Here is an 18,138-nt window from a genome sequence, read left to right on the forward strand (position 1 = left end):
CCCATCTCCTTCGGCGACCGATTGGCGTCGGCCCGGCGCAGGGTGTATAGCGGAAACATGGACCGCTTGGCAGACCGAAACGCCGCATCATCGTCGCAGGGGCGGCTTTATCCGCAGGTCGAGCCGTTCGACCAGCGCCTGATCGCGCGCGACAACGGCCACCACATCCATGTCGAGCAATGCGGCAACCCCGAGGGGCGGCCGGTGATCGTGCTGCACGGGGGCCCGGGCGGCGGCACCAGCCCGGTGATGCGGCGCTTCTTCGACCCGGCGCATTGGCGGGTGGTGCTGTTCGACCAGCGCGGCTGCGGCCGTTCGCGCCCGCAGGCGTCGGTGGTGGCCAACACCACCGCGCATCTGATCTCGGACATCGACGCGATCGGCCACGCGCTGGCGCTGCCGCCGGCGGTGCTGTTCGGGGGCTCGTGGGGCGCGACGCTGGCGCTGGCCTATGCGCAGGCCCGGCCCGAGGCGGTGTCGGCGCTGGTCTTGCGCGGGGTGTTCCTGGGACGGCAGAGCGAGCTTGACTGGTTCTATGGCGGCGGTGCCGGGCGGTTCTGGCCCGATTTGTGGGAACGCTTCGTCGCGCCGATCCCGCCCGAGGAGCGCGGCGACCTGATCGCCGCCTATCACCGCCGGCTTTTCAGCGGCGACGAGCCGACCGAGACCCGCCACGCCATCCCTTGGCTGGCCTGGGAAAACGCGCTGGCCGGGCTGGACACCCCGACCACCAGCCACATTCCGCCGGCCTATGCCCGCGCCTTCGCCCGGCTGGAAAACCACTATTTCGCGCATCAATGCTTTCTGGAACCCGAGCAGCTGCTGCGCGACCGCCACCGCATCGAGCACCTGCCCGCCGCGATCGTACAGGGTCGCTACGACATGGTCTGCCCGCCGCAAAGCGCGTGGGAGCTGGCGCGCGGCTGGCCGGGGGCGGAGCTGCGCATGGTCCCCGCCTCGGGCCACGCCCTGACCGAACCCCGCATCGCCGCCGAGCTGGTGCGGGTCATGGATGCGATGGCGGCGGCAGGCTGAGCCGTCCACAGTTTCGCGTGGTCAGGGCTCTACCGTGGCGCTCCTCGCTGAAACAGCGCGCCGGGACCCTCCGGCGGAAAACAGCTTCGAGGGTTGCTTCCTGATCCGCCTGCTGTTCTAGATGCCCGCCCCGGGGCCGCTGCCGCGGCCTTCCTCGCTGAAAATGGTCCACCGGACCATTTTCCGGGCGCTCGGAAGCCCCGGGATACTTAACAACCGCCCGAACGAGGGGATGCCGCGCCGTTCTTTCTTGCGCAAATATCCTCCGGGGGTGCGGGGGTGGAAAGCCCCCGCTGCGGCCGCGCCGCCGGAAGCTCAGCTGCCCTTGGGCTTCTGCCGGTCCTTGTGCTTGGCCAGCGCCCCGGTGGGCCGCTTGTTCGAGCGGTCCTTGTAGGGGTTCTTGGTTCCCTGGTCGCGGAAGCTCAGCCGGATCGGGGTGCCGGGCAGGTCGAAATCCGCCCGCAGCCCGTTGACCAGATAGCGCCGATAGGCCTCGGGCAGCTGGTCGGTGTGGGTCGCCATCACCACGAAGCCCGGCGGCCTTGTCTTCACCTGCGTCATGTAGCGCAGGCGGATGCGGCGGCCGCCCGGGGCGGGGGGCGGGTGCGCCTCGGTCATCGCGCTCAGCCACTGGTTCAGCCGTGCGGTGGGGACGCGGCGGTTCCAGACCTCATGCGCGCGCAGGATCGCGGCGTGCAGCCGGTCCAGCCCCTTGCCGGTGCGGGCCGAGACCGTGACCAACGGCGCGCCTTTCAGCTGCGGCAGCAGCCGCTCGAACGCCTCGCGCAGCTCGTTGAGCTTGTGGGGCTTGTCCTCTTCCAGGTCCCATTTGTTGGCGGCGACCACCACTGCGCGACCCTCGGTTTCCGCGAAATCGGCGATGCGCAGGTCCTGCTGCTCAAAGGGGATCGCCACGTCCAGCAGCACCACCACCACCTCGGCAAACCGCACCGCCCGCAGCCCGTCGGCGACCGAGAGCTTTTCCACCTTGTCGGTGATCCGCGATTTCCGCCGCATCCCCGCGGTGTCGAAGATGCGGGTCGGAGTGCCCATGAACTCGGTCCGCACGGAAATCGAATCGCGGGTGATCCCGGCCTCGGGGCCGGTCAGCAGCCGGTCCTCGCCGATGATCTTGTTGATCAGCGTGGATTTCCCTGCGTTCGGCCGCCCGATCACCGCGATCTGCAGGGGGCGGGCGGCGCTGGGGCGCCAGTCCTCGGCGCCCTCGCCCGATTCGGCCTCGGCCTCGGTCAGCGTCACCTCGACGGCGGGGGCGATGGGGGCGGGGCGTTCGCTTTCCACAATCTCGGACAGCGGCTTGAGGACGCGGTAGAGATCCTCCATCCCCTCGCCATGCTCGGCCGAGATCTGGAGCGGCTCGCCCAACCCCAGCGCCCAGCCCTCGGAGGCGCCGGCTTCCCCCGCAGCGCCCTCGGCCTTGTTGGCGGCCAGGATCACGTGCTTGGCGCGCTTGCGCAGGATGTCGGCGAAATATTCGTCGGCGGCGGTCACGCCGACGCGGGCGTCGATCACGAACAGGCAGATGTCGGATTCGTCGACCGCGCGTTCGGTCAGCCGCCGCATCCTTCCCTGCAGGCTGTCGTCCTCGACCATTTCCAGCCCGGCGCTGTCGATCACGACAAAGCGCAGGTCGCCCAGCCGTGCGTCGCCTTCGCGCAGGTCGCGGGTGACGCCGGGCTGGTCATCGACCAGCGCCAGCCGCTTGCCGACCAGGCGGTTGAACAGGGTGGACTTGCCGACATTCGGGCGCCCGACGATGGCGAGGGTAAAGCTCATCAGCGATAGGCGTGCAGATGGCCGTCCTGGCCGGTGACGTAAAGCGTGCCGCCCGACACGACCGGCGCGGTCGCCGCACCGCCGGGGATCGCCGCCTGCCCGACCAGCCCGCCCGAGCGCGGGTCGAAGGCGCGCAGATAGCCGTCGGACGAGGCGACGAACAGCCGCCCCCCGGCCAGCACCGGCCCGTAATGCGCATGGATCGCGGCCTGTTTCCTGGTCTTCTGCTCGACGAACAGCGGCAGGGGGGTGGCAAAGATGCGGCCGCCGGTCTGCGCGTCCAGCCGCACCAGCTCGGCCTGGTCGTTCACCGCAAAGACCGAGCCGCCGGCCAGCACCACCGGGCTGTTGGCACCATCGCGACCCGACCACAGCACCGCGCCGCTGTCGCGGTCAAAGGCGTTGATCCGCCCCGAGGACGACCCCGCCAGCACCACGTTCCCCGCAATCACCGGGTCGCCGGTCAGGTCGCGGATAAAGGCGATGGCCCGGCCCAGCCGCGAGCCGGCGACTTGCGCGCTCCACCGTTCGGCGCCGGTGGCGGTGTCCACGGCCAGCAGCTGCCCCGAGGCGAAGGGGAAGATCACCTGCCCCCCCGCCACCGCCGGGGCCGAGACCCCGGTCACGCCCGAGGGCGCGCTGATGCCGGAAACCGTCCACAGCACCTTGCCGTCCTCGGCCCGCACCGCCCAGCCGGTGGCGTTGCGCGCCGCGACATAGACCACCCCGCTCGCGGCCGTGGGGGCGCCGCCGATGGGCGCCTGCACGCGCTGGCGCCACAGCACCCGGCCGCTGGCCGCGTCCAGCGCCACCAGCTCGCCATAGCCGGTGGTCACGAAGACCCGGCCCGCTTCATAGGAAATGCCGCCGCCCGACACCCCGTCGCCGCTTTCGGCCGCGGGGCGCAGATCGGCGATCCACGCGGTGCCGCCCGACAGCGCGGTGGCCACCACCTGCGCGCGGCTGTCCAGCGTGAAGACGCGCCCCCCCGCCACCACCGGGTCGGCGGTGATGCGGTGGCGCTTGCCCGAGGGCTGGCCGATCGGCGCCGACCAGATCCGCTGCAGCCCGCCGCCCGCCAGCGCCGCGTGCGGCATCAGATGCGCCGCATTCGCCGCCCGCGTGGTCCATTCGGTCGACACCGGCGCCGCAAGGTTCAGCGCGGTCGAGGTCACGCCCGGCTCGCCCAGCACCGCCGGGCCTTCGGCCGAGGCGATGTCGCGGGGGTCGAGCCGCTCGCCGGTCAGGATCACTTCGCGCGGGGCACAGGCCGACAGCGCGGCGACGGCAACCATCGGGGCGATCAGGGGCAGCAGCGCGTTCAGTCTGGACATCTGTGGCTCCGGTGCGGTGCAGGCGGTGGGTCGGCGGTCAAGGGGGTCGGCAGAGGCTCAGTCCTCGTCGGCGGGCTGGACCACCTCGGGGGCGAGCGTGGGGTCGGGGGCGGTCTGGCTGGCGGCCTCGGGGTCGGGGTCGGCGCCCAGCGTCACCAGATGGTCGGCCAGGCGCTGGCGCATCTGAGGGCTCAGCCCGTTCATCTTCTGGATCTGGCGGATCAGGGTGACGGCATCCTGGCTGCGCCCGGCCCCCGACAGCGCCACGGCCTTGAGCTCGAGCGCGATCATCTCGAACGGGGCGCCGGGCGCCGACAGGCGCGACAGCGCCGCATCGCGGGCGGCGGGGTCCATGTCGGGGCCCTGCGCAATCACCGATTTCAGCGCCGCGAGGTCGCGAATCACCACGTCATTGCCGGCGGCGGTGGCGGCGGTGTCATAGCGCTGCGCGGCGGCGGCAATGTCGCCGGCCTCGACCAGCGCATTCCCGGCCAGGATGTCGCGCAGCACCGCCTGGCGCGGGTTGTCCGCCGCCACCGCAGCAATGGCGGCGGCGCGGGCGGCCGCGTCCTCGCCCGCCGATTGCGCGGCCAGGATCGCATCGCCGAATGCCTGCGCCGAGGCGGTGTCGCGGGCGCGGTCGTATTCGCGCCATGCGGCGCCCCCCACCAGTGCCACCACCAGCAGCCCTGCGATCCAGCCATAGCGGCGCATCATCTGGAACAGCCGGTCCCGGCGCAGATCCTCGGTCACCTCGTCGATGAAATGGTCGTTCTGGTTCGCCATGAAGGGTCCGCGCCTGCCTTGATCCGGTTTTTGCCCTTCTACACATGCGGCCGGGGGTTTGCCAACGCCCGCGCGGCGGCACCGGCAGCGACGCGGGCAACGGCAGGGCGGCGCGCGGGGCCGCAGGCAGGCCGGTGGAACCCTATCCGCTTGACCCGCGTTCGGCCGGCAGCGAGACTGCCCGCCGGCTGGACGAGCCACGCTCGAGGCTCTGCCCGAAACTCATTGAAAGGATTGAGACCCATGGCTTTCACTCTGCCCGATCTGCCCTATGCCCACGACGCTCTGGCCGGCGGGGGCATGTCGCGGGAAACCCTGGAATACCACCACGACAAGCACCACAAGGCCTATGTCGACAAGCTCAACGAGCTGATCGCCGGGACCGAGTGGGAAAATGCCTCACTCGAGGACATCGTGCGCGGCAACTACAAGGACGGCGCGGTCGCCCAGAACGGCATCTTCAACAACGCCAGCCAGCACTGGAACCACGCGCAGTTTTGGGAAATGATGACCCCCACCCCCGGCGCCATCCCCGGAGAGCTGGAAAAGGCGCTGACCGAAAGCTTTGGCTCGGTCGACGAATTCAAGAAGAAATTCGCCGAGGCCGGCGCCGGCCAGTTCGGCTCGGGCTGGGCCTGGCTGGTCAAGGACCAGGACGGCAGCCTGAAGGTCACCAAGACCGAGAACGGCGTGAACCCGCTGTGCTTCGGCCAGACCGCGCTGCTGGGCTGCGACGTGTGGGAGCACAGCTACTACATCGACTTCCGCAACGCCCGGCCGAAATACCTGGAAAACTTCCTGGGCAAGCTGGTGAACTGGGAAAACGTCGCCTCGCGGATGTGATCGCGCGGGACTGAAGACGTGATTGCGAGGGCCCGCCGAGACTGGCGGGCCCTTTGCTTTCGGCGCCACCGGAGCGGGGGTTTCCACCCCATCGTCGTATAGGGCGATCCCCGGAGGATATTTTGGCACCAAAGACGATCGGGAGGGGCGCCGGATCCGCACTGGCCCCGCCAGCGGCGGTGCGGGGCCAGGAAGCTGCGGCAGCGCCGCGGCCCGGGATCACTCCGCCGGGGCGGGCGCGGCGGGGGCGGGCTCGACCGGCACGACGGCGGGGGGCACCTCGGTGCCTTCCGGGGCGCCGGGGCGCAGCCCGTCGCCGGTGACGCCGGCCGGGGCGCCCTCGATGCCCAGCGCGGCCGGGCTGTCGGGCGTCGGCACCGGCCTCTGGATCGGGACGAGCATGAAGAACAGCACCGCCGCCAGGATGACGGCGGCAACGCCGAGAATGAGGGGCCAGATGCCGATGCCGGAAGTTTCGCGGGGTAAAGCCATTGGAAGCACCTTTGGAACAGATCCGGGCCCGCGCCGGATCGTCCGGTGCGGGCCACCGTGGGACTGTCCCAACGCCGCGACCCGCGCCGCGGTTTCGGCCTGCATCGCGGGGGCGTTGCCGCCCCCGCGCCGGGAATCAGTTGCCGGTGGTTTCGGCGTCGGCTGCCGGCTCGACCTCGACCGCCGGGGTCTCTGCCTCGGCGGCATCGTCGGCCGCGTCTTCGGCAACGTCGTCGGCGTCGTCGGCCGCGTCATCGGCGGCGTCGTCCGTCACAGGCTCGACGGTGACGGGCGCGTCAGCCGCCGGGGCATCGGCGGCAGGCGCCTCGACGGCAGGGGCTTCCACGACCGGGGCGGTCTCGACCGAGACATCGCCCGCCGGGGTCGGTGCATCCGAACCGAAATACCAGAAGGCCGCCGCCGCCGCGACGACCACCGCGCCGACGAGGTACCACAGGTTCTTGCTTTCGTTGGTCGAGGCCATTTCAATTACTCCGTTGATATGGCCCGACTCATACGCTGCGGCGCAGCAATATCAAGCGCCATCAGCGCGATAGTCGCCGCGCTGCGGTTTTTCACCGCGGAAACCGCCCGCGCCCGACCCGGCCCCACGCGCGCGTGAACTGCCTGCGGCCTCGCAGCGCTTTCGCCCGGCGGCGAAACTGCCTATCACCCCGGGGACACAAGCGAGGCGGCGATGTTCTGGATCATTTCGGCGGCAATGACCTTGGTGGTGGCGGGGGCGATCCTGCGGCCGTTCCTGCGTGGCGGACAGGCCCGGGCCATTCCCGCCGCCGCCTATGACCTGGGGGTCTATCGCGACCAGCTGCGCGAGGTCGACCGCGACGTGAAGCGCGGCGTGCTGACCGAGGCCGAGGCCGGGCGGCTGCGCACCGAGATCGGGCGCAAGATCCTCGACGCCGACCGGGCGCTGAGCCGCCATGCCGCGGGCGACGGCCCGGCGGCGCGGCCGTGGCTGGCGGTGGCGCTGCTGGTGCTGGCGGTGGCCGCCAGCGCCGCGGTCTACTGGCGCGAGGGCAGCCCGCGGATGCCGGACGTGCCGCTGAAGGGCCGTATCGCCGCCGCCGACGCAAGGCTTGCCGCCCTGCCCGCGCAGGCCGAGCTGGAGGCGCGCGCCCCCGTGCGCGAGCCTCCGGTCGCCGACCCCGAATATGCGCAGCTGATCGAGAAGCTGCGCGAGGCCGTGGCGCGCAACCCCGACGACCAGCAGGGGCTGGAGCTGCTGGCCGAGCACGAAGCGCGGCTGGGCAATATCGCCGCTGCGACCGAGGCGCAGACCCGGCTGATCGCCCTGCGCGGCGACGCGGCCGAGCCCTTCGACCACGCGCGGCTGGCGTTGCTGCGGGTCGAGGCGGCGGGGGGCGTGGTCTCGGCCGAGGCCGCCGCCGAGGTGGCGACCGCGCTGCGCCTGGACCCGCGGCTGCCGCAGGCCCGCTATCTGCAGGGGCTGGCCTATGCGCAGAACGACCGGCCGGACCTGGCCTTCGAGCTGTGGCGCGACCTGCTGGAAACCTCGGCCCCCGGCGCGCCCTGGAACCTGACCATCCGCCAGCTGATGCCCGAGCTGGCCTGGTTCGCCGGCCATCCCGAATACCGCCCGCCGGAAGCGGCCGCGCCGGGGATGCCCGCCCTGCCCGGCCCCGATGCCGACGCCATGGCCGCCGCCGGCGAGATGAGCGCCGAGGAACGCGAGCAGATGGTCCGCGGCATGGTCACCAACCTGGAAACCCGGCTGGCGACCGAGGGCGGCACCCCCGAGGAATGGGCGCGGCTGATCACCTCGCTGGTGCGGATCGGCGACGATTCCCATGCGCAGGAGATCCTGGCCGAGGCACGGGCGCGCTTCGGCGCCACCCCGGAAGCCGCCGCGGTGATCGAGGCCGCCGCGGCCGAGGTCGGGCTGGACGGCAACGCCGAGGCGGGCGCAGACGCCGGACCCGCGGCCGCACCCACTCCCGCCGCCGCGGCGGCAGCCGAATGATCTGCGAGCGGATCGAGGATTTCGCCGCCGCCCTGCCCCGCACCGGCGCCATCGCCGGGCTGGACCTGGGGACCAAGACCATCGGCGTAGCGGTCAGCGACGGGCTGCGCAGCGTCGCCTCGCCCCTGACGGTGATCCGGCGGCAGAAATTCACCCTGGACGCCGCCGAGCTGCTGCGCATCGCCGCCGAGCGCGGGCTGGCCGGTCTGGTGCTGGGCCTGCCGCGCAACATGGACGGCACCGAAGGCGCGCGCGCGCAATCCACCCGCGCCTTCGCCCGCAACCTGGAACGGCTGACCCCCCTGCCGCTGGCCTTCTGGGACGAGCGCCTGTCCACCGTCGCCGCCGAACGCGCCCTGCTCGAGGCCGACGCCTCGCGCCGCAAGCGCGCCGAGGTGATCGACCAGGTGGCCGCCGCCTATATCCTGCAAGGCGCGCTGGACCGGCTGGGCTATCTGGAATGAGCGTCGAAAGCCCCTGCCTGAACATCTGCACGCTCGACCGCGACACGAGGACCTGCACCGCCTGCCTGCGCACGCTGGAGGAAATCGGCGGCTGGAGCCGGATGAGCGACGCCGAAAAACGCCGCGTGCTGGACCGCATCGCTGCGGAGACCCGCTGAGGCCGCGCGCCGCAAGCGGGGGCCAGCCCCCGCACCCCCGGGATATTTTAGAACCGCCCGAAGATCAGGCGTCGTGCTGCCACCTTTCTCGCTGGAAACACTCCTCCGGCTGTTTTCCGGCCGCTCAGAAGCCGGGGTATTTCCAGCAAGATGAAAGGTAAGGACGCGGCGCGGTGTCCCCTCTTTGGGGCTGTTCGTGAATATCCCGGGGCTTCCGAGCGCCCGGAATAGGAGGCGGATCAGAAAACAGCCCACAAGGCTGTTTCCCCGCCGGATGGTCCGGTGGATCATTTTCAGCGAGGAAGGCCGCTGCAGCGGCCCGGGGCAGAGCCCCGGTGATAGCGGCTGGAACTGCAAGCGGATCAGGGAACAGCCCCGAGGCTGTCTCTCGTCGGATGCTCCGGCTGACCGCTTTCAGCGAACAAGGCCGTGGCCGCTGACCGAGCAGCACCCCACGCGGCACTGCGGCTTGCAGGCAAGGCGAAACTCTGGCACGGCCGGGGCATGGCCGATCCCGTTTCGCACCCCGTCACCGCGGCTTATGACCGCATCGTCGCCGAAGGGCGGATCAAGGACGACGCCGCCCAGCGCGCGGTGCTGCCGGCGCTCGACCGGCTGGTCGCGGCGGTGGCGCGCGCGCCGGCGGCCAGCAAGCCCGGCGGGCTTCTGGGCCGCATCTTCGGGGCGGCCGCCAAGCCTCCGCCCGGTCCGGTGGCGCGCGGGGTTTACCTGTGGGGGGGCGTCGGGCGCGGCAAGTCGATGCTGATGGACCTGGTGGTCGGCGCCGCACCCATCGCGGAAAAGCGCCGCGTCCATTTCCACGAGTTCATGCAAGAGGTCCAGGCCGGGCTCAACGACGCCCGCCTGCGCGGCGACGCCGATGCGGTGCGCCCGGTGGCCGAGTCCATCGCCGCTTCGACCCGGCTTTTGTGCTTCGACGAGATGCAGATCACCGACATCGCCGATGCGATGATCGTGGGGCGGCTGTTCCAGCTCTTGTTCGAGAAAGGGGTGACGGTGGTCACCACCTCGAACCGGGTGCCCGAGGATCTGTACAAGAATGGCCTCAACCGCCAGCTTTTCCTGCCCTTCATCGCGCTGATCCGGGAACGGATGCAGGTGATCCGGCTCGATTCCGACCGCGACCACCGGCAGGGCCGGGCCGCGGGCGGGCAGGTCTGGTTCACGCCCGAGGACGGCAACCGCCGCGCCACGCTGGACGAGATCTGGGACGAGCTGACCGGCGCCGCCCCTGCCCGCCCGCGCGCGCTGGAACTCAAGGGCCGCAGCGTCACCATTCCGGCCGCGCATGAACGGGTGGCCCGGGCGGATTTCTATGACCTCTGCGGGCGGCCGCTGGGACCGGCGGATTACCTGGCCATCGCCGAGGCGTTCGATGCGCTGATCATCGACGATATCCCCTGGCTGGGCCCGGGGAACTACGACATGGCGAAACGCTTCGTCACCCTGATCGACGCGCTCTACGAGGCCAAGGTCAAGCTTTACGCCTCGGCCGCCGCCGAGCCCGAGCGGCTCTACCCCGAGGGTCGCGGCGCCTTCGAATTCGAACGCACCGCCAGCCGCCTGAACGAGATGCAGGCCGCCGACTGGGCCTCGGATCGCGCTACTGGCGAAACCGCGCCCTAACCGTTTTTGCGCAGCCGCGCCCCGCCGGATGGGCAGCGGCCAGCGCCGCGACCGCCTGCGCCACATCGGGCGTGATGCTGGCGGGAATGCCGACCTTGCGGGCAAAACCGGCCATGTCCCCGGATCGTTACAGACGAAACCGTGCCCTAGCCGTTTTCGCGCAGCACACGCCCGGCCAGATACAGCGAGCCGCAGATCAGCAGCCGCGCCCCCGGATGGGCAGCGGCCAGCGCCGCAACCGCCTGCGCCACGTCGGGCGCGGTGCTGGCGGGGATGCCGACATCGCGGGCAAAAGCGGCGGTGTCGTCGGCCGAGAGCGTCGCGGCCTCGCCCGCGATGCTGACCGCGGTCAGGGTTTCCACCTGCGGCGCCAGTGCGCGCAGATAGCCGCCGACGTCCTTGGTGTTCAGCATCCCGCAGATCAGATGTGTGGGCCGCGGCGGCAATTCGGCCAGCGTCGAGGCGACCGCCTGCCCTCCGGCCGGGTTGTGGCCGCCGTCGAGCCACAGCTCGCAGCCCGCCGCCGCCGCCACCAGCGGCCCGTGGCGCAGCCGCTGCATCCGCGCGGGCCATTCGACCCCGGTCATCGCCGCTGCGGCCTCGGCCTGGCCGAAGCCCAGCTCGCGCAGCGCCGCCACCGCGGTGCCGGCGTTGCCGGTTTGGAACGGCCCCGGCAGCGCCGGCAGCGGCAGGTCGAGGAGCCCGCGCTCGTCCTGGAACACCAGCGCCTCGCCCTCGCGCGCGATGGTCCAGTGCTGGCCGGCGACCGACAGCGGGCAGCCGAGCCGGGCGGCGCGCGCCTCGATCACCGCCAGCGCCGCATCCTCTTGCCGGGCCACCACGCAGGGCGCCCCGCGCTTGAGGATACCGGCTTTCTCGCCGGCGATCTCGGGCAGGGTCTCGCCCAGATATTGCGTGTGGTCGATGCTGATCGGGGTGAGGATCGTCAGCCGCGGCCGCGCCACCACGTTGGTCGCATCCAGCCGCCCGCCCAGCCCGACCTCGAGCAGGGTGAAATCCGCAGGCACCCGCGAAAACGCCAGGAATGCGGCGGCGGTGGTCACCTCGAAAAACGTGATCGGGCGGCCGGCGTTGACCGATTCGACCTCGGCCAGCGTCGCGGCCAGCATGTCGTCGGGGATCAGTGCGCCTGCCAGCCGGATACGCTCGTTGAACCAGGCCAGATGCGGCGAGGTATAGGCGTGGACCCGCAGCCTCGCCGCTTCCAGCCCCGCGCGGATGAAGGCTTGGGTCGAGCCCTTGCCGTTCGTCCCCGCCACATGGATCACCGGCGGCAGTCGGTCCTGCGGGTCGCCCAGATCGGACAGCAGCCGCTGCACCCGGTCCAGCGACAGGTCGATCACCTTGGGATGCAGCGCGGTCAGGCGCTGCAGGATGGCATCGACGGCGGCGGTCAACTCAGTCGCGCCCGGTGGCAGGGGGCGCGGGCTCGGCGCCGTTTTCGGCGGTTTCCGGTGCGGCGGGCGGGGTCGAGGCCGGCGCGGCCGGCAGGGCCGAGGGCAGCACCCCGGGCGCCGGCAGGTCGGCCACCACCGGCGCCGACAGCCCGCCCAGCATCCGCAGGATCGAGATCAGCTCCTCGCGCAGCTTCTTGCGATGGGTCACCCGGTCCAGCATCCCGTGTTCCAGCAGGTATTCGGCGCGCTGGAAACCCTCGGGCAGCTTCTCGCGGATGGTCTGCTCGATCACCCGCGGGCCGGCGAAGCAGATCAGCGCGTTGGGCTCGGCGATCTGGATGTCGCCCAGCATGGCGTAGCTGGCGGTGACGCCGCCGGTGGTCGGATGGGTCAGCACCACGATATAGGGCAGCCCGGCCTCTTTCAGCATCTGCACCGCGACGGTGGACCGCGGCATCTGCATCAGCGACAGGATGCCTTCCTGCATCCGCGCACCGCCGGCGGCGGAAAACAGCACCAGCGGGCGGCGCGTCGCCACCGCGCGTTCGGCGGCGGCGATGATGGCGTTGCCGACATACATCCCCATCGAGCCGCCCATGAAGTTGAAATCCTGCGCGGCGGCAACGATCGGGGTGCGCCCCATCTCGCCCTCGGCGACCAGCATCGCCTCTTTCTCGCCGGTGGATTTCTGCGCGGCCTTCATCCGCTCGGGGTATTTCTTCTGGTCGCGGAACCCCAGCGGGTCGGCCAGCGGCTCGGGCACCTTGACCTCGACGAAGACCCCGCCGTCGAACAGCGCGGTGAACCGCGCGCGCGGCGAGATCGCCAGATGGTGATCGCAGTTCGAGCAGACGTTGAGGTTGTCGGCCAGTTCCCGGTGAAACAGCATCGTCCCGCATTCGGGGCATTTGGTCCACAGGTTCTCGGGCACTTCGCGCCGCGAAAACAACGAGTTGATGCGCGGCCGGACGTAGTTGGTGATCCAGTTCATCCTGTTGCCCCTGCCTGACGGTTCGGGCGTGAAATAGGCCGCCGGAACGGATGATGCAACGCAAAGCCGGAATCCGGGGGCGGCCATGGACTACCGCACCGGCGCTGCACGCCGCGCCGACCCTTGGGACCGGGGCGCTGCCCCGGGCCCCTGCCGCGGCCTTCCTCGCTGAAAATGGTCCACCGGACCATTCTCCGGGCGCTCGGAAGCCCCGGGATATTTAAGAACCGCCCGAAAGAGCGGACAGCGCAATCTGCCACCTTCTTTCATCTTGCAAGAAATATCCTCGGGGGTCCGGGGCAGACAGCCCCCGCTCGGGCCGCGCCACCCAAGCCCGCTTGCCATCCCGCCCGCTGCGCGGCAATCACCGCGGCATGGACGGGACGGACTGGGACAGGATCGCCGCAGGGATGCGGGCCGGGTTGCCGGTGGCGCTGGGGTATCTGCCCGCGGCCTTCGCCTTTGGCGCCGCGGCCAGTGCCATCGGGCTGAGCGCGCCCGAGGTCGGCGCCATGTCGGCCATCGTGTTTTCCGGCGCCAACCAGGCGTTCCTGCTGGCCGCGATTCCCGCAGGGATGCCGGTCGTGCTGATGGTGGCGCTGACCGCCGCCGCCAGCCTGCGGCACCTGCTTTACGGGCTGGTGCTGCGCGACCGCATCGGCGGCAGCCGTCCCCAGCGCGCCGCATTCGCCTATGGGCTGACGGATGAGGTGTTCGCCACCGCCCTTGCCGCCAGCACCGGCGATCATGGAAAGGCTCGTCCCGGCGGCCGCTGGCTGATCGGGCTGGCCCTGACCGCCTGGGCGGCGTGGAGCCTGGGCAGCGTTGCCGGCGCCGCCGCGGGCGACGCGCTGCGGCGCTTAAGCGAATCGGCCGCCGCCGCCATGGGCTTTGCCCTGCCCGCGCTGTTCATCGGGCTGATGCTGGGCGCCCTGCGGCGCGAGGTCGCGGTGCCGGTGGCGCTTGCCGCCGCCATCGCCGCGCTGGCCGTGCTGTCGGGCCATGCGCAGCTGGCCATCCCCGGCGGTGCGCTGGCGTGCCTGAGCGCAAGGTGGTTCCGTTGAGCGCGGCGCTGTGGCTCGCCTTTGCCGTGATCGGGGCGCTGACCTATCTGACCCGCGCCCTGCCGCTGCTGTCGCGCCGCCGCGGCAGCGGGGCGCCGCCGCCTGCGTGGCTGGACGCGCTCGGCCCCTGCATCCTCGCCGCCATCGCCGTCGCCGTGCTGCTGCCCGAGGCCCGCGCCGCGCTGGCCGCCGACGCCTGGCGCCCCTTTGCGCTGGGATCGGCCGCCGCCGCCGCGGTCATGCTGTGGCGACGCGATGCCGGGCTGGCGACGCTGGCCGGGGTTGCGGCCTATTGGCTGGCGATCTGAGACAGCGCCCTTCCCCCGTCCCAGCACCCTTGCCCGCCGCGCCCTGCGGGACTATTCCACCTTCAGCCAGAGGGGATTGCCATGAAGAACACGCGCTTCGACAAGTCGAAACTGCCCAGCCGTCACGTCACCGAGGGGCCGTCGCGTGCCGCGCATCGCAGTTATCTTTACGCGATGGGCATCACCGAAGAGGAAATCCACCAGCCCTTCGTCGGCGTCGCCACCTGCTGGAACGAGGCCGCGCCCTGCAACATCGCCCTGAACCGCCAGGCGCAGTCGGTGAAGATGGGCGTCAAGAAGGGCGGCGGCACGCCGCGCGAGTTCACCACCATCACCGTGACCGACGGCATCGCCATGGGGCACGAGGGGATGCGCTCGTCGCTGGCCTCGCGCGATGCCATCGCCGATACGGTGGAACTGACCATGCGCGGCCATTGCTACGACGCGCTGGTCGGGCTGGCGGGCTGCGACAAGTCGCTGCCGGGGATGATGATGGCGATGGTGCGGCTGAACGTGCCCTCGGTCTTCATCTACGGCGGCTCGATCCTGCCGGGCAAGTACAAGGGTCGCGACATCGTGGTCCAGGACATGTTCGAGGCCGCCGGCCAGCACGCCGCCGGGCTGCTGTCGGATGCGGAACTGGCGATCATGGAAAAACTGGCCTGCCCCTCGGCCGGGGCCTGCGGCGGCCAGTATACCGCCAACACCATGGCCTGCGTGTCCGAGGCGATCGGGCTGGCGCTGATGAACTCGTCGGGGGCGCCGGCGCCCTATGAATCGCGCGACGCGTTCGGGGATGCCTCGGGCGTGGCGGTGATGAACCTGCTGGAAAAGAACATCCGCCCCCGCGACATCGTGACCCGCAAGTCGCTGGAAAACGCCGCCCGCGTGGTCGCCTGCACCGGCGGCTCGACCAACGGCGGGCTGCACCTGCCGGCCATCGCGCATGAGGCGGGGATCGACTTCGACCTGTTCGACGTCTGCGACATCTTCCACGACACCCCCTATTTCGTGAACCTGCGCCCGGGCGGCGAATATGTCGCCAAGGACCTGTACGAGGCCGGCGGCATCCCGGTGGTGATGAAGGAGCTGGCCCGCGAAGGCCTGCTGCATCTGGACTGCATCACCGCATCCGGCCGCACCCTGGGCGAAGAGCTGGACGACATCCGGGGCGAGCCCGACGGCCGCGTGATCCACCCCGTCGCCAACCCGCTCAGCAAGACCGGCGGCGTGGTCGGGCTGCGCGGCAACCTTGCCCCCGACGGGGCCATCGTCAAGGTCGCCGGCATGGCCGAGGAAGACCAGATCTTCACCGGCCCGGCGCTGGTCTTCGAATGCGAGGAAGACGCGTTCGAGGCGGTGCAGAACCGCACCTACCAGGAAGGCTGCGTCTTCGTCATCCGCAACGAGGGCCCCGCCGGCGGCCCGGGGATGCGCGAGATGCTGGCCACCACCGCGGCGCTGTCCGGCCAGGGCATGGGCAAGAAGGTCGCGCTGATCACCGACGGCCGGTTTTCCGGCGCCACCCGCGGCTTCTGCGTGGGCCACGTCGGCCCCGAGGCCGCGCATGGCGGCCCGATCGCGCTGATCCGGAACGGCGACATGATCACCATCGACGCGATCAAAGGCGAGATCTCGGTGGACCTGTCCGACGAGGAACTCGCCCGCCGCAAGCAGGACTGGGCCGGCCCGCGCAAGACCGACTATGCCTCGGGGGCGCTGTGGAAATACGCGCAGCTGGTGGGCTCGGCCCGCTACGGCGCCGTCACCCACCCCGGCGCCAAGGAAGAAACCCACGTCTACATGGACCAGTGACGGGACGGGGGCTATGACGGAGCGGCGGCGATGAAGCTGCGCCCGCGGCGCTGGCTGGCCGACCGGCTGCGGCTGCACGGCTGCGGACAATGGGACGCCTTGGCCGAGCGGGCCGGGGCGCTGCCGCCGGGGCGGCTGCGGCGGCTGCGCGACGAGGGCCGGGCGCTGCGCCGCGACCTCGACCGTTTCATCGCCCGCGCGCAGCTGCGGCTGGACGGGACCGGGCGGGCGGCGGATGTGCCGCATCTGCCGCCGGGCACCGACTGGCGCTGGCGCCCGGGGGTGCTGCTGGCGCGGCTGGACCGCCCCGGCATCGCCGCCCCCGACAGCGGCACCCGGCTGGGCGAGGAAACCGGCCTCTGGCACGACTGCGATTCGCGGGCGCTGGTGCTGCGGCAGCTGCCCAACCGCTCGGCCGCCGACCTGGCCCCCTATGGGCTGCAGCTGGAAACCATGGGGTTCCGGGGCAGCTATCTGTCCATCGCCATCGACTTGCCGCCGGAAAGCCTTGCCGGGCTGACGCGCGGCCATATCCTGCGGCTGGACAGCGTGCTCAGCGTCGAACGCCCGCTCAGCATCTTTGCGCGGCTGAACATCGGCCACGGCCCGAACACCGACAGCGCCCTGCGCCACCTGGGCGATTTCCGCCCCGACGAGACCACGCCGAGGGTGGTCGAGTTCGACCTGCATTATCTCGACATCAACGAGCGGCGGCTGGAAAAGATGTGGCTCGACCTGATCTTCGAGGCGCCGCAGATGAACGCGGCCCGGATCCGCGACCTGTTCCTGTCGCGCCACCCCCGCGCCCAGGTCTGACAAAGGAAACGCCATGCCCGGACGGATCACCGCCGCAGATGTCTCGTCGCTGGGGCTTCGCCGCGGGGTGTGGGAATGCACCTGGCGCAGCGCCGCCCCGCCGCCGCGCGTGGCGCTGACGCTCGAGGGGCGCACGGTGGCGCTGGCCCAACTGACGCCTGAGGGCGAAGGCAGCTGGCGCGCCAGCGCCCGGATTCCCCCGGAAACCCTGGCCGACGGCGCCCAGACCTATCTGCTGGTCGCCGACGACGGCGACGGCACCGAGGACCCCCGCCCCGGCGCCACCCGCCTGGCGCATCTGCCGCTGCTGGCCGGCGAGGCGCTGGCCGACGATCTGCGCGCCGAGATCGACCTGCTGCGGGCCGAGATGGACCTGCTCAAACGCGAACTCCGCCGCCTCGCCACGGGCTGAGCCGAGCTGCCGCGCGTCCCGCGGCAGCAGGACTGCGGCGGCAGGACTGCGGCGGCAGGACTGCGGCGGCCCGGCTGAAAGATGCCGCGGCTGGTGGGATACCGCAGCTGCTCGCAACTCCCCGGCGCCCGGCATGATGCCCGTTCAGGACCCCGTAGCTGGACCTGCCCAAACCCGAACTCCGCCGCCTCGCCACTGGCTGAGCCGAGCTGCCGCGCGTCCTGCGGCGACAGGATTGCAGCGGCCCGGCTGAACGATGCCGTGGCGCCCGGGCTACCGCAGCTCCCGGCACTCCCCGGCGCCCGGTCAGGACGCCGTGGCTGCTGTCCGGCTGCCGCCCCGGCTGCCCGCCGCTGCCCACTGTCCCTTGCTTTCGAACGCCCGGGAAACGACGCCGCACAGCCCGCAAGGCCCCCGCCTGTCCTCTTTCATCTTGCCTCACATAGCCCCGGGCTTCCCAGCGCCCGAAACAGGAGGCGGGTCAAAGAACAGAAGGCCGTTACCCGCTTTCCGGCTTACTTTGTAAAAATATCCCGTTCTTTCTTGTAAGAACATTTCTGCCTCCCTGCACCCGGAACAGGGGGCGAGTTAGAAAACAGAAGCCCGTTACCGGCTTTCCCGGCTTCGTCGTTCTTGCAAATACCGGCTTTCCCGGCACCCACAACAGGGGGCGGCTCAGGCAACAGAACCCCGTTTACCCGCTCTCCTTCTTCCTTGTAATAATATCCCGGGGGTGCGGGGACTAGCCCCGCTCGG

At 71.0% G+C, this 18,138-nt stretch carries 18 protein-coding genes; 11 read left to right on the top strand and 7 right to left on the bottom strand.

The features are described from left to right. Window positions 1-57 precede the first annotated feature (57 nt). The gene (pip, locus tag RSP45_RS04845) at window positions 58-1,035 is read left to right on the top strand and encodes a prolyl aminopeptidase (protein ID WP_415393425.1); all 978 of its coding nucleotides are present in this window, start codon (window positions 58-60) and stop codon (window positions 1,033-1,035) included. Between the two features lie 315 nt (window positions 1,036-1,350). Here the strand turns inward: pip and der are convergent, their stop codons facing one another. The 3 genes from der to RSP45_RS04860 are packed head-to-tail and all read right to left on the bottom strand — an operon-like array spanning window position 1,351 to window position 4,952. Continuing rightward, a complete protein-coding gene (gene der, locus RSP45_RS04850; protein WP_415393426.1) occupies window positions 1,351-2,832 on the bottom strand; it encodes a ribosome biogenesis GTPase Der in 1,482 nt (493 codons plus the stop codon). Next, complete coding sequence (locus RSP45_RS04855; RefSeq protein WP_415393427.1) at window positions 2,832-4,166, bottom strand: PQQ-binding-like beta-propeller repeat protein; 1,335 nt, start codon at window positions 4,164-4,166, stop codon at window positions 2,832-2,834. The genes der and RSP45_RS04855 overlap by 1 nt, the downstream gene beginning before the upstream one ends. A 57-nt stretch (window positions 4,167-4,223) precedes the next feature. Next, complete coding sequence (locus RSP45_RS04860) at window positions 4,224-4,952, bottom strand: tetratricopeptide repeat protein (RefSeq protein ID WP_415393428.1); 729 nt, start codon at window positions 4,950-4,952, stop codon at window positions 4,224-4,226. A 243-nt stretch (window positions 4,953-5,195) separates the two neighbouring features. Between RSP45_RS04860 and RSP45_RS04865 the strand changes: the two genes are divergently transcribed. Next, complete coding sequence (locus RSP45_RS04865) at window positions 5,196-5,795, top strand: superoxide dismutase (protein ID WP_415393429.1); 600 nt, start codon at window positions 5,196-5,198, stop codon at window positions 5,793-5,795. 219 nt (window positions 5,796-6,014) lie between these two features. On the opposite strand, the gene RSP45_RS04870 is transcribed toward RSP45_RS04865, so the two are convergent. Both RSP45_RS04870 and RSP45_RS04875 read right to left on the bottom strand, forming a co-directional pair. Then, complete coding sequence (locus tag RSP45_RS04870) at window positions 6,015-6,287, bottom strand: hypothetical protein (protein ID WP_073062799.1); 273 nt, start codon at window positions 6,285-6,287, stop codon at window positions 6,015-6,017. Window positions 6,288-6,423: 136 nt separating this feature from the next. Continuing rightward, window positions 6,424-6,771, bottom strand: coding sequence for a hypothetical protein (locus tag RSP45_RS04875; protein ID WP_415393430.1), 348 nt, complete (start codon window positions 6,769-6,771; stop codon window positions 6,424-6,426). Window positions 6,772-6,984: 213 nt separating this feature from the next. On the opposite strand from RSP45_RS04875, the gene ccmI reads away from it, so the two are divergent. From ccmI to zapE, 4 genes are all read left to right on the top strand, one after another. Next, a complete protein-coding gene (ccmI, locus tag RSP45_RS04880) occupies window positions 6,985-8,289 on the top strand; it encodes a c-type cytochrome biogenesis protein CcmI (RefSeq protein ID WP_415393431.1) in 1,305 nt (434 codons plus the stop codon). Continuing rightward, on the top strand, window positions 8,286-8,753 hold the full coding sequence (ruvX, locus tag RSP45_RS04885) for a Holliday junction resolvase RuvX (RefSeq protein WP_073062808.1): 468 nt from the start codon (window positions 8,286-8,288) through the stop codon (window positions 8,751-8,753). Before ccmI ends, ruvX begins: the two co-directional genes overlap by 4 nt. After that, the gene (locus RSP45_RS04890) at window positions 8,750-8,911 is read left to right on the top strand and encodes a DUF1289 domain-containing protein (protein ID WP_415393432.1); all 162 of its coding nucleotides are present in this window, start codon (window positions 8,750-8,752) and stop codon (window positions 8,909-8,911) included. The genes ruvX and RSP45_RS04890 overlap by 4 nt, the downstream gene beginning before the upstream one ends. 504 nt (window positions 8,912-9,415) lie before the next feature. Beyond that, a complete protein-coding gene (gene zapE, locus RSP45_RS04895) occupies window positions 9,416-10,558 on the top strand; it encodes a cell division protein ZapE (RefSeq protein WP_415393433.1) in 1,143 nt (380 codons plus the stop codon). Window positions 10,559-10,704: 146 nt separating this feature from the next. Here the strand turns inward: zapE and RSP45_RS04900 are convergent, their stop codons facing one another. Together RSP45_RS04900 and accD are read right to left on the bottom strand one after the other, a co-directional pair. After that, on the bottom strand, window positions 10,705-11,976 hold the full coding sequence (locus RSP45_RS04900) for a bifunctional folylpolyglutamate synthase/dihydrofolate synthase (protein ID WP_415393434.1): 1,272 nt from the start codon (window positions 11,974-11,976) through the stop codon (window positions 10,705-10,707). A 1-nt stretch (window position 11,977) separates the two neighbouring features. Beyond that, window positions 11,978-12,967 (bottom strand): acetyl-CoA carboxylase, carboxyltransferase subunit beta, encoded by a 990-nt coding sequence (accD, locus tag RSP45_RS04905; protein ID WP_415393435.1) that lies wholly within the window; start codon window positions 12,965-12,967, stop codon window positions 11,978-11,980. A gap of 374 nt (window positions 12,968-13,341) precedes the next feature. Between accD and RSP45_RS04910 the strand changes: the two genes are divergently transcribed. From RSP45_RS04910 to RSP45_RS04930, 5 genes are all read left to right on the top strand, one after another. Further along, a complete protein-coding gene (locus tag RSP45_RS04910; RefSeq protein ID WP_415393436.1) occupies window positions 13,342-14,031 on the top strand; it encodes an AzlC family ABC transporter permease in 690 nt (229 codons plus the stop codon). Next, window positions 14,028-14,339 carry an AzlD domain-containing protein gene (locus RSP45_RS04915; protein WP_415393437.1) on the top strand — a complete coding sequence of 104 codons (312 nt, stop codon included), beginning with the start codon at window positions 14,028-14,030 and terminating at the stop codon, window positions 14,337-14,339. Before RSP45_RS04910 ends, RSP45_RS04915 begins: the two co-directional genes overlap by 4 nt. Before the next feature lie 81 nt (window positions 14,340-14,420). Then, window positions 14,421-16,154 (top strand): dihydroxy-acid dehydratase, encoded by a 1,734-nt coding sequence (gene ilvD, locus RSP45_RS04920; RefSeq protein ID WP_415393438.1) that lies wholly within the window; start codon window positions 14,421-14,423, stop codon window positions 16,152-16,154. A gap of 30 nt (window positions 16,155-16,184) precedes the next feature. After that, window positions 16,185-16,970 carry a DUF6478 family protein gene (locus tag RSP45_RS04925; protein ID WP_415393439.1) on the top strand — a complete coding sequence of 262 codons (786 nt, stop codon included), beginning with the start codon at window positions 16,185-16,187 and terminating at the stop codon, window positions 16,968-16,970. Between the two features lie 13 nt (window positions 16,971-16,983). Beyond that, window positions 16,984-17,382 carry a hypothetical protein gene (locus tag RSP45_RS04930; protein ID WP_415393440.1) on the top strand — a complete coding sequence of 133 codons (399 nt, stop codon included), beginning with the start codon at window positions 16,984-16,986 and terminating at the stop codon, window positions 17,380-17,382. Window positions 17,383-18,138 lie beyond the last annotated feature (756 nt).

Source organism: Paracoccus sp. SJTW-4, from assembly GCF_047716885.1.
GTDB classification, from domain to species: Bacteria; Pseudomonadota; Alphaproteobacteria; order Rhodobacterales; family Rhodobacteraceae; genus Paracoccus; species Paracoccus solventivorans.